The sequence below is a fragment of the Pseudacidovorax sp. DMC4 genome (assembly GCF_056314265.1).
This window is the reverse complement of sequence record NZ_JBQUYR010000010.1, coordinates 46,537-60,543: the sequence shown is the minus strand read 5'-3', so window position 1 is coordinate 60,543 and position 14,007 is coordinate 46,537. Positions and strand designations below refer to the sequence as shown.

Annotated in this window: 14 protein-coding genes and 1 tRNA gene; 2 read left to right on the top strand and 13 right to left on the bottom strand. The window is 68.2% G+C overall.

What is annotated here, in order from left to right; genetic code table 11:
* Window positions 1–48 precede the first annotated feature (48 nt).
* From ACT54X_RS19035 to tolB, 5 genes are all read right to left on the bottom strand, one after another.
* Window positions 49–124: transfer RNA gene (locus ACT54X_RS19035), tRNA-Lys, on the bottom strand.
* Window positions 125–162: 38 nt separating this feature from the next.
* Window positions 163–921 (bottom strand): tRNA threonylcarbamoyladenosine dehydratase, encoded by a 759-nt coding sequence (locus tag ACT54X_RS19030; RefSeq protein WP_476348039.1) that lies wholly within the window; start codon window positions 919–921, stop codon window positions 163–165.
* An 80-nt stretch (window positions 922–1,001) separates the two neighbouring features.
* Window positions 1,002–1,766, bottom strand: a complete 765-nt coding sequence (ybgF, locus tag ACT54X_RS19025) for a tol-pal system protein YbgF (RefSeq protein WP_017759306.1) — start codon at window positions 1,764–1,766, stop codon at window positions 1,002–1,004.
* Window positions 1,766–2,284 carry a peptidoglycan-associated lipoprotein Pal gene (gene pal, locus ACT54X_RS19020; RefSeq protein ID WP_294365969.1) on the bottom strand — a complete coding sequence of 173 codons (519 nt, stop codon included), beginning with the start codon at window positions 2,282–2,284 and terminating at the stop codon, window positions 1,766–1,768. The genes ybgF and pal overlap by 1 nt, the downstream gene beginning before the upstream one ends.
* Window positions 2,285–2,312: 28 nt before the next feature.
* Entirely contained in the window at window positions 2,313–3,626 is a 1,314-nt protein-coding gene (gene tolB, locus ACT54X_RS19015; RefSeq protein WP_294365632.1) for a Tol-Pal system beta propeller repeat protein TolB, read from the bottom strand.
* Between the two features lie 174 nt (window positions 3,627–3,800).
* Between tolB and msbA the strand changes: the two genes are divergently transcribed.
* Together msbA and ACT54X_RS19005 are read left to right on the top strand one after the other, a co-directional pair.
* On the top strand, window positions 3,801–5,567 hold the full coding sequence (gene msbA, locus ACT54X_RS19010) for a lipid A export permease/ATP-binding protein MsbA (protein WP_294365630.1): 1,767 nt from the start codon (window positions 3,801–3,803) through the stop codon (window positions 5,565–5,567).
* A 294-nt stretch (window positions 5,568–5,861) separates the two neighbouring features.
* Complete coding sequence (locus ACT54X_RS19005) at window positions 5,862–7,103, top strand: sensor domain-containing phosphodiesterase (protein ID WP_294365628.1); 1,242 nt, start codon at window positions 5,862–5,864, stop codon at window positions 7,101–7,103.
* Between the two features lie 34 nt (window positions 7,104–7,137).
* Here ACT54X_RS19005 and rng read toward each other — a convergent pair whose 3' ends face one another.
* From rng to ACT54X_RS18965, 8 genes are read right to left on the bottom strand one after another with little or no spacing between them, the layout of a single operon-like run.
* Entirely contained in the window at window positions 7,138–8,685 is a 1,548-nt protein-coding gene (gene rng, locus ACT54X_RS19000; RefSeq protein ID WP_294365627.1) for a ribonuclease G, read from the bottom strand.
* A gap of 12 nt (window positions 8,686–8,697) precedes the next feature.
* The gene (locus tag ACT54X_RS18995) at window positions 8,698–9,315 is read right to left on the bottom strand and encodes a Maf family protein (protein ID WP_476347863.1); all 618 of its coding nucleotides are present in this window, start codon (window positions 9,313–9,315) and stop codon (window positions 8,698–8,700) included.
* Window positions 9,308–9,775 carry a 23S rRNA (pseudouridine(1915)-N(3))-methyltransferase RlmH gene (gene rlmH / locus ACT54X_RS18990; protein ID WP_476347861.1) on the bottom strand — a complete coding sequence of 156 codons (468 nt, stop codon included), beginning with the start codon at window positions 9,773–9,775 and terminating at the stop codon, window positions 9,308–9,310. Before rlmH ends, ACT54X_RS18995 begins: the two co-directional genes overlap by 8 nt.
* Entirely contained in the window at window positions 9,772–10,440 is a 669-nt protein-coding gene (gene rsfS / locus ACT54X_RS18985) for a ribosome silencing factor (protein WP_476347859.1), read from the bottom strand. The genes rlmH and rsfS overlap by 4 nt, the downstream gene beginning before the upstream one ends.
* Window positions 10,430–11,056 (bottom strand): nicotinate (nicotinamide) nucleotide adenylyltransferase, encoded by a 627-nt coding sequence (gene nadD, locus ACT54X_RS18980; RefSeq protein WP_294365621.1) that lies wholly within the window; start codon window positions 11,054–11,056, stop codon window positions 10,430–10,432. Before nadD ends, rsfS begins: the two co-directional genes overlap by 11 nt.
* Window positions 11,047–11,961 carry an oxygen-dependent coproporphyrinogen oxidase gene (gene hemF / locus ACT54X_RS18975; RefSeq protein ID WP_476347857.1) on the bottom strand — a complete coding sequence of 305 codons (915 nt, stop codon included), beginning with the start codon at window positions 11,959–11,961 and terminating at the stop codon, window positions 11,047–11,049. The genes nadD and hemF overlap by 10 nt, the downstream gene beginning before the upstream one ends.
* Complete coding sequence (gene purD, locus ACT54X_RS18970; RefSeq protein WP_476347855.1) at window positions 11,961–13,256, bottom strand: phosphoribosylamine--glycine ligase; 1,296 nt, start codon at window positions 13,254–13,256, stop codon at window positions 11,961–11,963. Before purD ends, hemF begins: the two co-directional genes overlap by 1 nt.
* The gene (locus ACT54X_RS18965; RefSeq protein ID WP_294365617.1) at window positions 13,256–13,987 is read right to left on the bottom strand and encodes a YebC/PmpR family DNA-binding transcriptional regulator; all 732 of its coding nucleotides are present in this window, start codon (window positions 13,985–13,987) and stop codon (window positions 13,256–13,258) included. The genes purD and ACT54X_RS18965 overlap by 1 nt, the downstream gene beginning before the upstream one ends.
* Window positions 13,988–14,007 lie beyond the last annotated feature (20 nt).

Genomic DNA, 14,007 nt, shown 5'->3' with positions numbered 1-14,007 from the left:
CGGGCCTTTTGTTTGCTCTAGGTCGTTGACTCAAAAGCGAAAAATGACTGGTAGGACGTGCAGGATTCGAACCTGCGACCAACGGATTAAAAGTCCGCTGCTCTACCAACTGAGCTAACGTCCCGCTTCACGTTCGCAGTGCTGTGCGATGTGCAGCAAAGCCTATGAGTATAGCGTGGATTTCTGTGAAATCTTGTCGATCAGCCATCCTGATGCACACAGACCGAAGGTGGCGGTGACGCTGACCATCGAACCATAGCCGTGGCAGTTGAGCGAGCCGTCGCCCTCTATAGCGCAGGACGCATCGGGCGGCGCCACCGGCTCGCGGCTGAAGACACAGGTTAGGCCGATCGGCTTGCCGTCGCGCCGCGCACCGTGATGCTTGCGCAGCCGCTGCCGCAACTGCGCCATCAGCGGATCGTGCGTGGCCAGGGCCAAGTCCTCGACCTCGACGCGCTGCGCGTGCCGCTTGCCGCCGGCCGCGCCCACGGTGATGAACGACACCTGCCGCCCCTGAGCCAGCGCCCAGGCCGCCATGGCCGTCTTGGCCGACATCTGGTCGCAGGCGTCCAGTACGGCAGTGACGGGGCCGAGCGCCTGCCCGGCCTGCTCGATCAGCGGCAACCAGTTGTCCACCGTCACGAACTCATCCACGGGCGCGACGCGGCAATGCGGATGGATGTGACGGATGCGCTCCTGCATGGCCAGCACCTTGGCCTGGCCGACGGTGTCGTCGAGCGCATGGATCTGGCGGTTGATGTTGGACTCGGCCACATGGTCCATGTCGATGAGCGTCAGCGCACCGACGCCACTTCGGGCGAGCGCCTCGGCCGCCCAGGAGCCGACGCCACCGATGCCGACCACCACCACATGGGCCTGGCGCACCGCCGCGGCGCCCTGGACGCCGTACAGCCGCTCCATGCCGCCAAAGCGCCGGGCGACGTCCGCCTCGGACGGCAGGGCGTCGTCCTGCAGGTACGGCGGCGGGGTCACGACCGCGTTCAACGCAGGCGCGACAGGCGTTCGCGTGCCGCCGTGGCCGCCTCGGACTGCGGATAGGCCTTGACCAGGTCTTCCAGCGTGCGGCGGGCAGCGCGCGTGTCCTTCAGTTCGATCTGGCAGTTGGCGATGGACAGCACGGCCTCGGGGGCCTTGGCATGGTCCGGCGCCAGCGAGAGCATGGAGCGGAAGTTGGCGACGGCCTCGGTGTAGTTGCGCGTGGCGTACTGTGCGTTGCCCAGCCAGAACAGCGCGGACGGGTTGTAGCCGCTGCGCGGGTAGCGCTTGACGAAGTCCGCGAAGGCCGACTGGGCCTGCGGGAACTGGCCGGAGCGGAAGACGCCCAGCGCGGCTTCGAAGTCGGCCTTCTCGCGCGGATCGGCCATGAACTCCTTGCCGTCGACCGACACCTGCTGCGGCTCGTTCTGCTTCAGGCGGTCGTCGATGGTGGTCTGGCGCTGTTGCAACTCGGTCAGCGTGCGAGTGAGCTGCTCGTTCTGGCCCGTCATGCGCGCCAGGTCGCCGCGCAGGTTGTCGATCTGCTGCTGCAGGTCGACGAGGCTGCGACGCAGCTGGCCGTTCTCGTCGGCCAGGCGCTGCGTGGTGTTCTCGGACTGCTGGCGCACGGTTTCGACACGCTGGCGCAGGTCGAGGATGGCGCGGCGCGCCTCGTCATCCTCGAACAGCGCCGCGTGGGACGCCGCAGACACGCACAGAAAAGCGGCCGCAAGGGCCGCCGGACGCACGAGGTGCTGCAGTCGCTGCATCAGCGGTACACGATTTCAGCGCGACGGTTCTGGGCGCGGGCGTCTTCGCTCGTGCCTTGGACCGCAGGCTTTTCCTTGCCGAAGCTGACGGCCTCGATCTGGCTGTCGTTCACGCCCAGCAGCGTGAGCGCACGGCGCACAGCCTCGGAACGCTTCTGACCCAGGGCCAGGTTGTACTCGCTTCCACCCAGGTCATCGGTGTGACCTTCGATGGAGATGCGGCGCGAGGGATTGGCCTTCAGGAAGCGCGCATGACCATCGATGAGTTGCTGGAACTCAGGCTTGATCGTGTAGCTGTCGAAGTCGAAGTAGATGACCCGGGCCACGCCCACCGGACCCTGGCGCGTCTGCGCGTTCGGGTCGATGGTGACAGGCGCCACGCCGCTGGCCGCGCCGGAACCTGCGCCACCGCCGGTTCCGCCAGCGGTGCTGACCGGCGTTTCATTCAGCTTGGTACCCGACGAGCAACCCGCCACCAGGGCGACGAAGGCAAGGGCAAAAATCGATTTCTTCAACATACGAACACTCCTCAGTGCGGACAAAAAATCATTGCTTCTGGAAGGGACCCCAATCCGGTTCCCGGATGTCCCCCGCCTTCCCCGCCAGTCGCGCCTTGATCTTTCCGTCAAGGGTCGTGGTCATCAGCGCTTCTCTTCCCTGAATCTGGGTGGAATAGACGATCAGCTTGCCGTTGGGAGCGAAGCTGGGGCTTTCGTCTGCCGCGGTGTCGGTGATGGCCGTGGCACTGCCAGTGGCGAGTTCCATCACGTGGAGCTTGAAGGCTCCGCCGACGCGCGAGATGTAGGCCAACCACCGCCCGTCGGGGCTGATGGCCGGAGAAATGTTGTAGGACCCCGAGAAGGTCACCCGCACCGGTGCGCCGCCGCTGGCGGGCATCTTGTAGATCTGCGGTGCGCCGCCGCGGTCGCTCACGAAGTAGATGGAACTGCCGTCGGCGGTGTAGGTCGGCTCGGTGTCGATGCTGCTGCTCTGCGTGAGCCGGCGGGGTTCGCCCCCGGCGGCCGGAATGGTGTAGAGCTGCGAGCCGCCATCGCGGCTGAGCGTCACGGCCAGGCTGCGGCCGTCGGGCGACCAGGCCGGCGCGCTGTTGGAGCCGCGGAAGTTGGCGACCAGGCGGCGCTGGCCGGTGGCGACGGTGTGCACGTAGACCACGGGCTTGCGCGACTCGAAGGACACGTAGGCCAGCTCGCCGCCGCTGGGCGACCACACGGGGGAGATGATCGGCTCGGGGCTGGCGAGTGCTGCCTGCGCGTTCTCACCGTCTGCGTCGGCCACCCACAGCGTGTAGCGGCCCGAGGCCCGCGTGACATAGGCGATGCGGGTCGAGAACACGCCCTTGTCGCCCGTCAGCTTCTCGTAGACGTAGTCGGCGATCCGGTGGGAGGCAAGGCGGAGGTCGGCCTCGGGCACGGTGTAGCTCTGGCCACCCAGGTCCTGGCCGCGCACCACGTCCCACAGACGGAAGCGCACATCCCAGCGGCCATCGGCCAGCCGGGTGACGCTGCCCGCCACGAGCGAGTCGGCCGTGCGCTGGCGCCACAGGGCCAGGTCGGGACGGCTGTTCTCGTCGAGGGATTGGCCGGATGCATCGACGCCGCGGAATTGCCCGCTACGCTCGAGATCGGCCTGGACGATGGCGGAAATCTTCTGGGGAGAGGCCTCTTCGCCGCGGAAGGGCACCAGTGCGATGGGCAACTGGGTGAGTCCCACACCGGAGACTTCGACGCGGAACTGGGCCAGGGCGGGAAGGACCGGGGCCGCGGCAAACGCGGTGATCAGCGTACGGCGGGCCAGGGTCGGGAACACGGAGGAAGACTGCGACGGCGACGAAGTATTCATGCAGCTCGGAGAAATTTACGCCTGGAAAGTTTCAGATCCGGGTCGCTCTTCCAGGCGCGGAGCCGGCGATGTTACACCTTGCCTCTACGCGCAAACCCGGGCTTGCGTTCCGATTTCGCCGCTGTCCTACAGCCGCCAGAGGCGCGCCAGGCGGCACCCGTAGAATCCGCCGCCATGTCGACCTCCCCTGCCGACGCGCCTGCGCGAGCGCCCTTGACTCGCCGGCTCGCCCGGCTCATGACGTGGTTCGGCGGTTCGCGTCGCTGGTGGGTGCTGGCCCTGGTGATGTCCGTCGTGGCCGCCGTCACCGAACCCCTGATGCCCGCCCTGCTCAAGCCCCTGCTGGACCGGGGCTTCGCGCGTGGCCAGCTCGCGCTGTGGATGGTGCCCACGGCCATCATCCTGCTCTTCGCGGTGCGCGGCGTGGCGCAGTTCGTGTCGCAATACGCGCTGGCGCGTATCGCCAACGAAGGCATGCAGCGCATGCGCAGCGTGCTGTTCGAGCGCATGCTGGCGGCGGACCTGGGGCTGTTCTCGCGCCAGTCGGCGAGCACGCTGTCCAACACCATCGTCTACGAGGTGCAGACCGGTGCCATGCTGCTCGTGCAGGCGTTGCTCAGCATCTCGCGCGACGGCTTCACCGTGGTGGCGCTGCTGTTCTACCTGCTCTACCTGAACTGGAAGCTCACCCTGGTCGTCGCCGTGCTGGTGCCCGGGGTCTCCTGGATCATGAAGGCGCTGTCGCGCCGCCTGTACAGCCTGACGCTGATGGGCCAGCAGGCCACCGACGAACTGGCCTATGTGGTGGAAGAGAACGTGCTCGCCCACCGCATGGTTCGGCTGCACGGTGCGCAGGCCGGCCAGTCGGCGCGCTTCGACCGGCTCAGCCACAGCCTGAACCGGCTGGCGGTCAAGTCCACCATCGCCTCGGCTGCGATGACGCCGCTGACGCAACTCTTCGCGGCGGTGGCCCTGTCGGTCGTGGTGATGATCGCCCTCTGGCAAAGCGGCGACCGCGGCCTGACGGTCGGCAGCTTCGTGGCGTACATCACGGCCATGCTGATGCTGATCGCGCCCATACGGCGCCTGGCCGACATGGCCAATCCCATCACCCGCGGGCTCGCGGCGCTCGAACGGGGATTGGGCCTGATGGACGGCACGCAGATCGAGGCCGAAGGCCGCTTCGAAATGGCCCGCGCCGAGGGCCGCGTGGAACTGCGCGGCGTGCAGGTGCGCTACCGCGAGGACGCGGGCATGGCGCTGGAGGACATCGATCTGCGCATCGCCCCCGGCGAGATCGTGGCGCTGGTGGGCCCTTCCGGCTCCGGCAAGACGACGCTGGTCAACCTGCTGCCCCGCTTCGTGCGGCCCACTGCCGGGCAGGTGATGCTGGACGGCCACGACGTGGCCGACTGGACGCTGGAGAGCCTTCGCCGGCAGTTCGCCCTGGTGAGCCAGGACGTGGTCATGCTCAACGACACGCTCGCGGCCAACGTCGCACTGGGCGCCGCGCAGATCGACCGGGCGCGCGTGCTGCGGTGCGTGGAGGCCGCCAACCTCGCGCCCCATGTGGAGCGCCTGCCCCAGGGCATCGACACCGTGCTGGGCCACAACGCGACCGAGCTCTCCGGTGGCCAGCGCCAGCGCCTGGCCATCGCGCGCGCGCTCTATCGCGACGCACCGGTGCTGCTGCTGGACGAAGCCACGTCCGCGCTGGACACGGAGTCGGAGCGACTGGTGCAGGATGCCCTGCAACGCCTGATGCAGGGGCGCACGACCCTGATCGTCGCGCACCGGCTGTCGACCATTCAACACGCCGATCGCATCGTGGTGATGGATCGGGGCTGCATCGTCGAGCAAGGCAGCCATGCGGAGTTGATGTCCCGGGACGGTCTCTACGCCCGTTTGCAGGCACCACGGGTAGCGCCGGCCGATGCATGAGGGATCCAGGGGCCACCCCTTCCTGGGTCCGTGCCTGGCCTGATCGCCTTTTGCTCAAGCCGCTGACGCGCGCCGGATTCACGCGCAGGCTGAAGAACTGAGCCGGCTGCAGGCCGCTTCCGGCCGTTGCGCCACTGCCGCATGCACTGCGGAGTTGTCCTACAGCTCCGCCAAACGGTTGAGCGCGAACGCTCAGGTGATCTACGAAGTGCCCGAAACTTAACAGAATGTTAATCTGAGATATCAGCAACAGCCGCTCAGCACGGGCGAACGAAGAGAGACGAAGGATTGGCAATGCAGCTCCCAGCAGCAGCACCTGCCGGTGACTCGACGGCCCTCGGCGGGGCAAGCGAACAGGACGAAGGTGCAGAGGGGATCCAGGGCGTTCTGACGGCGGTGCGTCGACACCTGGGCATGGACGTGGCGTTCATCTCGCACTTCGAGACGAGTGAGCGCGTCTTCGAGTACGTGGACTGCGCGCCGGGCGGGCCGCTGCGCCCCTTGCAGCGCCTGTCCATGAACGAAGGCTACTGCCTCAAGGTCGTGCGCGGCGAACTGCCGGAATGCATTCCCGACACCTCCAAGCTGGAGGCTGCGCGCCAGATCCCGCAGACCACGGCGGTGCCCATTGGCTCGCACCTGAGCGTTCCGGTGCGGCTCAGGGACGGCAGCCTCTACGGCACGCTGTGCTGCTTCAGCTATCTGCCGAATCCCGCGCTCGGGGAACGCGAGATGCGGCTCATGCACGCTTTTGCCGAAGTGGTCGGCCTGCGCATGGACGAGCGCTCCGCCGGCCAGCGGGCCCGGGAGAGCGCCGCCCGCGAGGTTCACGCTGCCATGGCGAAGGGGGCCCCGCGCATCGTCTTCCAGCCGGTCTACAGCATCACGCAACGTGCGGTGCGAAGCTTTGAATGCCTCTCGCGCTTCGACGTCGCGCCGCAGCGGCCACCGGACGAATGGTTCCGCATCGCCGACGAGGCCGGCGTGGGCCTGCCGCTGGAGCTGTGCGCCATCGAGAAGGCCTTGCAGAGCCTCGACGCCTTTCCCGCGACCTGCTCGCTCAGCGTCAACTGCTCGCCCAGCCTGATCCTTTCGGGCCGGCTGGAGCCGGTCCTCTCGGCGGTCCGCGCTCCTTCCCGCGTAACGCTGGAGATCACCGAGCACGCCATCGTGCAGGACTACGCGGCGCTCGCCGCCTCCTTGGCGCCGCTGCGGGCGCTGGGCGCGGGGCTGGCGGTGGACGACGCCGGCGCCGGCTATGCCAGCATGCGGCACATCCTCAATCTGGCGCCGGACATCATCAAGCTCGACATGAGCCTGACCCGCAACATCCACGAGGACGGCAAGCGCCGTGCACTGGCCAAGGGCCTGACCAGCTTCGCGCACGAGATCGACAGCCTGGTGATCGCCGAAGGCGTGGAGTCCGGCGACGAACTCGAGATGCTGCAGCGGCTCGACGTGGACTGCGCGCAGGGCTACTTCCTGGCCAGGCCGCTGGGCCTGAAGGAGGCCCTGGCCTTCAACGCGACCCACTAGGGTCGTGCGCTCGACGCCGGGGCACCCGCCGGCGTCACAGCAGCACGATGTCGTACTGCCCCTGCCCCATGGCCGACTCGGCCTGCAGCGAGATCGGCTTGCCGATGAAGTCCGACAGCCCCGCCAGGTGCTGGCTCTCCTCGTCGAGGAAGAGCTCGATCACCGCCGGCGAGGACACGATGCGGAACTCGCGCGGCGTGAACTGACGGGCCTCGCGCAGGATTTCGCGCAGCACCTCGTACGCCACCGTGCGCGCGGTCTTGACGATGCCCTGGCCGCCGCAGGCCACGCACGGCTCGCACAGCATGTGCGCCAGCGATTCGCGCGTGCGCTTGCGCGTCATCTCCACCAGGCCGAGCTGCGAGAAGCCGCTGGCCGTCGTCTTGACCCGGTCGCGGCCCAGCTGCTTGCGCAGTTCGGCCAGCACCTGTTCCCGGTGGTCGGTGCGGCTCATGTCGATGAAGTCGACGATCACGATGCCGCCCATGTTGCGCAAGCGCAGCTGTCTTGCGATGGCCAGGGCCGCTTCCAGGTTGGTCTTGAAGACCGTGTCGTCGAAGTTGCGCGCCCCGACGAAGGCGCCGGTGTTCACATCGATGGTCGTCAGCGCCTCGGTCTGGTCGATCACCAGGTAGCCGCCGGACTTGAGGTCCACCCGCCGGCCGAGCGCGCGCACGATGTCCTCGTCGATGTTGAACAGGTCGAAGATCGGGCGCTCGCCCGTGTACAGGGCCAGCTTCTCGGCCGCCTTGGGCATGAATTCGCGGCCGAAGCGCAGCAGCTTGTCGAACTGCTCGCGCGAATCGATGCGGATGGTGGTCGTGTGGTCGTCCACCAGGTCGCGCAGCACGCGCTGCAGCAGGCTCAGGTCCTGGTGCAGCAGCGACACCGGCGGCATCTTGCCGGCGCGCTCGTGGATGCGGGTCCAGGTCTTGCGCAGGTAGGCGATGTCGTCGGCCAGTTCGGCGTCGCTGGCGTCCTCGCCGTTCGTGCGCAGGATGTAGCCCCCGTGATCGCGCGACGGGGCGCCCTGCCCTGCAGTCGCCTGGATGGCGGCCTCCGCCAGCGTCTGCACACGGCGGCGCAGCGTATCCCGCTGCTCGGGCGGGATCTTCTGCGAGACGCCGATGTGGTTGTCCTGCGGCAGGAAGACGAGCATGCGCCCCGCAATGCTGATCTGCGTGGACAGCCGCGCTCCCTTGGTGCCGATCGGGTCCTTGATGACCTGAACCAGCAGCGACTGGCCTTCGAACACCTGGCGCTCGATGGGCACCACGGGCTGCTGGGAGCGGCCCCCCTCCCCGCCGGCCGCCGCGCGTGCCTCAGGCATCGGCGCGGCCCGCGACCCCGGCGTGAATGGCGCCACCAGGTCGGCGACGTGCAGGAAGGCCGTGCGCTCCAGCCCGATGTCGATGAAGGCCGACTGCATGCCCGGCAGCACGCGCGACACCTTGCCCAGGTAGACGTTGCCGACGAGGCCGCGTTCCAGCGTGCGCTCCACGTGCAGTTCCTGCACGGCGCCGTGCTCGACCACCGCGACACGCGTCTCCTGGGGAGCCCAGTTGATGAGGATTTCTTGCATGGACTTGGCCGTTCAGGGGATATGCCAGCCCGCCTGGCGCAGCAGTTGCGCCGTCTCGAACACCGGCAGGCCCATGATGCCCGAATGGCTGCCCGCGATGTGCGCGACCAGGGCGCTGCCCAGTCCCTGGATGGCATAGGCGCCGGCTTTGCCCATGGGCTCGCCCGTGGCCACGTAGGCCTCGATCTGCCTGCGGGTGAGTTCGGCAAAGCGCACCCGCGAGACGCTGAGCGCCTGCAACCGGCGGCGTCCCGCCTGCACGGCCACGGCCGTCATCACGCGGTGCGTGCGCCCTGACAGCGCAGCCAGCATGGCATGCGCATCGGCCGCGTCGGCCGGCTTGCCGAGGATGCGGCCGCCCAGCGCCACGGTGGTGTCCGCGCACAGCACCGGCGCTGCGGGCAATCCGCGCCGGCGCAGGCGGGCGACGGCCGCGTCGAGCTTGAGCCCGGTCACACGCTGCACATAGGCGGTGGCAGCCTCGCGCGGCAGCGTCACCTCCAGCGCCTCGGCGTCCTCGTCGGCGTCGGCCAGCAACGGCTGGTGACGGACTTGGAGCAGGTCGAGCAACTGGGCCCGGCGCGGGCTCTGCGAGGCCAGATAGACGAAGTCCGGGCGAGGTTTATTCACGGTGGTAAGGATGGCCGGCGTTGACCGACCACGCCCTGTAGAGCTGTTCGACCAGCAGCACGCGCGCCATGGCATGCGGCAGCGTCAGGTCGGAGAGGCGGATGCGCTCGTGCGCGGCCGCCTTGAATGCCGGCTCCAGCCCGTCGGGCCCGCCGATGACCAGCGCCACGTCGTCGCCCTCCCCCTGCCAGTAGGACAGGCGGACGGCCAGCGCCTTGGTGGTCAGCGCGGTGCCGCGCTCGTCGAGGGCGACGACACGGGTACCGCGGGGAATGGCCGCCTCGATGCGCTCGCGCTCGGCCGCATACAGCGTCTCGAGCGACTTGGAGCCGCGGGGTTCGGTCTTGACGGCCTTGAGCTCGAGCTTGAGCTCCGGCGGGAAGCGTTTGGCGTAGTCGTCCCAGGCGGTCTGCGCCCAGTCGGGCATGCGCTGCCCGACGGCGACCACCAGCAACTTCATGCCTTCTTGCGGGCCGGCGCCTTCTTGGCAGCCACCTTGCGGGCCGGCGTGCCGACCACGACCTTCTTGGGCGCAGCCTTTTTCGCAGCGGGCTTGCGGGCGGGCTTGGCCGCCGCGCTGCCGGCGGCCTTGCGTGCGGGCGCCTTGGGCGCAGCGGGCTTGGCGGCTGCCTTCTTGGCTGCAGGTTTGCGGGCCGGGAGCGCGGCCGATTCGGCAGGGGCGCCGGCACGCTTGCGCGGCGCCTTCTTGGCCGGTGCCGCGGGTTCGTCGGAAGAGACGCGGGCCGAAGGCTTGGGCGCACCGAACTTCACGCGCACCGGCTTGTCGCCCCAGATCTCTTCGAGGTGGTAGTAGGCGCGGATGTTGGGCTGCATGATGTGGGCCACGGCGGGGCCGCAGTCCACGATGATCCATTCGCCGTTGTCCTCGCCTTCGATGCGCGGCTTGTTGAAGCCGGCCTCCTTGACGGCCTCGCGCACGCTGGCGGCGAGTGCCTTGGTCTGGCGGTTGGAGGAGCCGGAGGCAACGATCACCCGCTCGAACAGCGGGGACAGGTGCTCCGTGTTGAAGACCTGGATGTCCTGGGCCTTGACGTCCTCCAGGCCATCGACGATGGCCCGCTGGAGTTTCTGGATGTCTTTCTTGGCGGAGGCGTCAGTGCTCATCAGGCGGGCTGTAGAGGTGGTGTTGTTCAATATAGCGTGCAACGGCAGGAGGAACCAGCGCCGCCACGTCCAGCCCCTGCGCGGCGCGCTGGCGGATCAGGGTGGCACTGGTGTCCTCCGGCGCAATGCGAAGGGATTCGAAACGGGCTTCGGCCGGCAGCCCAGGGAGGCTGCGCGGATCGAAGACGATGGGCTGGCCCGCATCGTCGATGCGTTCGGCCACCGCCACCGTGGCGATCTGCAGGATCTGCTGCCAGCCATGCCAGGTGGGCAGTGCCGCCGCCTGGTCGGTGCCGAGCATCAGCACCCACTCGACTTCGGGCTGTTCGAGCCGCAATTCTCGCAGGGTATCGAGCGTGTAGGTCGGACCACTGCGAAGTGTCTCCCGCGCATCGACCATCACGGCACCCAGCGGCTCGAAAGCGAGCCGTGCCATGGCCACCCGATCGGCAGCGTCGCTGAGCGTACGCGCCTTGTGCCAGGCATGGCCGGTGGGCAGCACGCGCAACTCGCGCAGACGCAACTGCGAGAGGGCCGCGCGCGCCAACGCCACATGTGTGTTGTGCGGTGGATCGAAGGCACCGCCGAACACGCCCACGCGGGGTTTCAGAGCCATTCGCGGCGGGGCAGGAAGTCGGTGTAGAGCCGCGCCTCGGCCGAGCCGGGTGCTTCTTCGCGCCGATAGGCCCAGCTGGCCTGCGGCGGCATCGACAGCAGGATGGATTCGGTGCGACCGCCCGACTGCAGGCCGAAGTGCGTGCCGCGGTCCCACACCAGGTTGAACTCGACGTAGCGCCCCCGGCGGTACAACTGGAAGTCGCGCTCTCGTTCGCCCCAGGGCAGGCTGCGGCGACGCTCCACGATGGGCATGTAGGCCGACAGGAAGGCATCGCCGACCGACTGCAGCATGCAGAAGCTGCGCTCGAAGCCCAACTCTGAGAAGTCGTCGAAGAAGATGCCGCCGATGCCGCGCTGTTCGCCCCGGTGCTTCAGACAGAAATACTCGTCGCACCAGGCCTTGAAGCGGGGGTATTTGTCCTCACCGAACGGGGCAAGCGCATCGCGGCAACTGCGGTGGAAATGCACCGCGTCGTCCTCGAAGCCGTAGTAGGGCGTGAGGTCCATGCCGCCGCCGAACCAGCACACCGGTTCGGCATTGGCCGGCAGCGCCGCGATCATGCGCACGTTCATGTGCACGGTCGGCACGTACGGATTGCGCGGATGGAAGACCAGCGAGACCCCCATGGCCTCGAAGGGCGCGCCGGCCAGTTCGGGGCGGTGCTGCGTGGCGGAAGGCGGCAGCCGAGGCCCCCGCACATGCGAGAAGCCGCAGCCTGCGCGCTCGAGCAGGTCGCCACCTTCCAGGATGCAGGTCAGTCCCTCGCCCTGCAACGGCTCGCTAGGCGCCTTGTGCCAGGCGTCGCGCACGGCGCGCGCGCCGTCGGCGCCCTCGGCCGCTTCGACGATGCGCCTCTGCAAGCCGCGTAGCCAGTCGCCGACCGCCTGCGGCTGCGCCTGCATCAGGCGCCCTGCCCGCGCGCAGGCATCGCGCGATGGCCGATGTCCTTGCGGTACTGCACGCCGTCGAAGCGCACCTGCGCGGCCACCTCGTAGGCGCGCTGCTGGGCCAGCTTGACGTTGTCGGCCAGCACCGTCACACACATCACGCGGCCGCCGCTGGTGAGCAGCTTGCCGTCCTGCAGCGTGGTGCCGGCATGGAAGACCACCGCATCGGCAGCCTCGGCCGGCACGCCGCTGATGGCGTCGCCCTTGCGCGGATCCAGCGGATAGCCGTGCGCAGCCAGGACCACGCCGAGCGCGGTACGCCTATCCCACTCCAGTTCAACCTGGTCCAGGGTGCCGTCGGTGGCGTGCCACAGCAGATCGAACAGGTCGGACTTCAGGCGCATCATGATCGGCTGCGTCTCGGGGTCGCCCATGCGGCAGTTGAATTCCAGCGTCTTGGGATGGCCGGCCGCGTCGATCATCAGGCCGGCGTACAAGAAGCCGGTGTAGGGAATGCCGTCGCGCTCCATGCCGCGGATGGTCGGCAGGATGATTTCGCGCATCACGCGGGCATGCACCTCGGCCGTCACCACGGGCGCCGGCGAATAGGCGCCCATGCCGCCGGTGTTCGGGCCCTGGTCGCCATCGAGCAGGCGCTTGTGGTCCTGGCTGGTGGCGAGGGCCGCGACGTTCTTGCCATCGCACAGCACGATGAAGCTCGCTTCCTCACCCGCCAGGAACTCCTCGATCACCACGCGGGCACCACCCTCGTTGTGGCTGATGCCCAGCTTGTTGTCGAGCAGCATGAAGTCGATGGCCTCGTGCGCCTCGGCCAGCGATGTCGCCACGACCACGCCCTTGCCCGCCGCCAGACCATCGGCCTTGATGACGATGGGCGCGCCCTTGGCGTCCACATAGGCATGGGCGGCCGAGGCATCGGTGAAGGTCTCGTATTCCGCGGTGGGAATCTTGTGCCGCTTCATGAAGGCCTTGGAGAAGGCCTTGGAGCTTTCGAGCTGCGCGGCCGCCTTGGTGGGACCGAAGATGCGCAGGCCGTGGTCGCGGAATTCGTCGACCACGCCCGCCGCCAGCGGGCCTTCCGGGCCGACCACGGTCAGCGCGACTTTTTCCTGCTGCGCCCATTCGCGCAGCGCTGCGGGATCGGTGTGGGGGACTTGCACGAATCGCTTGTCCAGCGCCGTGCCGCCGTTGCCGGGCGCCACGTAGACCCGCGTGACGCGCTCGGAATGCGCCAGGCGCCACGCCAGCGCGTGCTCGCGGCCACCCCCGCCGATGACCAGGACCTTCATCAGGAGGCCTCCGCGATGGACGCGTTGTGGTAGACCTCCTGAACGTCGTCCAGGTCCTCGATCATGTCCAGCAGCTTCTGCATGCGGGCGCCGTCCTCCCCACCGAGTTCGATGGTGTTCTCTGCACGCATCGTGACCTCGGCCAGTTCGGCCTTCAGGCCGGCAGCCTCCAGCGCGTTCTTGACGGCTTCGAAATCGCCGGGCGCGGTGATCACTTCGATGGCCCCGTCGTCGTCCGTCACCACGTCCTCGGCGCCGGCTTCCAGTGCCACTTCCATGACCTTGTCCTCGTCCGTGCCCGGCGCGAACAGGATCTGGCCGCAATGCTTGAACTGGAAGGCCACCGAGCCCTCGGTGCCCATGTTGCCGCCGTACTTGGAGAACACGTGCCGCACTTCGGCGACCGTGCGCACACGGTTGTCGGTCATGGTGTCCACGATGATGGCCGCGCCGCCGATGCCGTAGCCCTCGTAGCGGATTTCCTCGTACTGCACGCCTTCGAGGTTGCCGGTGGCCTTGTCGATGTTGCGCTTGATGGTGTCGGCCGGCATGTTGGCGGCCTTGGCCTTGTCGACCGCCAGGCGCAGGCGGGGGTTGGCCGTGAGGTCACCGCCACCCGTGCGCGCGGCCACCATGATTTCGCGGATGACGCGCGTCCAGATCTTGCCGCGCTTCTCGTCCTGCCGGCCTTTTCTGTGTTGAATGTTTGCCCACTTGCTGTGTCCGGCCATGACCTGATGCTCGCGTTTCT

What these genes read in the sequence shown, in the direction of transcription:
- rsfS (WP_476347859.1), bottom strand. Translation starts at nt 10,440, where the DNA reads ATGAGCACTGACGCCTCCGCCAAGAAAGACATCCAGAAACTCCAGCGG.
- msbA (WP_294365630.1), top strand. Translation starts at nt 3,801, where the DNA reads ATGTCGACCTCCCCTGCCGACGCGCCTGCGCGAGCGCCCTTGACTCGC.
- rlmH (WP_476347861.1), bottom strand. Translation starts at nt 9,775, where the DNA reads ATGAAGTTGCTGGTGGTCGCCGTCGGGCAGCGCATGCCCGACTGGGCG.
- tolB (WP_294365632.1), bottom strand. Translation starts at nt 3,626, where the DNA reads ATGAATACTTCGTCGCCGTCGCAGTCTTCCTCCGTGTTCCCGACCCTG.
- pal (WP_294365969.1), bottom strand. Translation starts at nt 2,284, where the DNA reads ATGTTGAAGAAATCGATTTTTGCCCTTGCCTTCGTCGCCCTGGTGGCG.
- ACT54X_RS19005 (WP_294365628.1), top strand. Translation starts at nt 5,862, where the DNA reads ATGCAGCTCCCAGCAGCAGCACCTGCCGGTGACTCGACGGCCCTCGGC.
- ybgF (WP_017759306.1), bottom strand. Translation starts at nt 1,766, where the DNA reads ATGCAGCGACTGCAGCACCTCGTGCGTCCGGCGGCCCTTGCGGCCGCT.
- hemF (WP_476347857.1), bottom strand. Translation starts at nt 11,961, where the DNA reads ATGCAGGCGCAGCCGCAGGCGGTCGGCGACTGGCTACGCGGCTTGCAG.
- purD (WP_476347855.1), bottom strand. Translation starts at nt 13,256, where the DNA reads ATGAAGGTCCTGGTCATCGGCGGGGGTGGCCGCGAGCACGCGCTGGCG.
- ACT54X_RS18965 (WP_294365617.1), bottom strand. Translation starts at nt 13,987, where the DNA reads ATGGCCGGACACAGCAAGTGGGCAAACATTCAACACAGAAAAGGCCGG.
- nadD (WP_294365621.1), bottom strand. Translation starts at nt 11,056, where the DNA reads ATGGCTCTGAAACCCCGCGTGGGCGTGTTCGGCGGTGCCTTCGATCCA.
- rng (WP_294365627.1), bottom strand. Translation starts at nt 8,685, where the DNA reads ATGCAAGAAATCCTCATCAACTGGGCTCCCCAGGAGACGCGTGTCGCG.
- ACT54X_RS19030 (WP_476348039.1), bottom strand. Translation starts at nt 921, where the DNA reads ATGGAGCGGCTGTACGGCGTCCAGGGCGCCGCGGCGGTGCGCCAGGCC.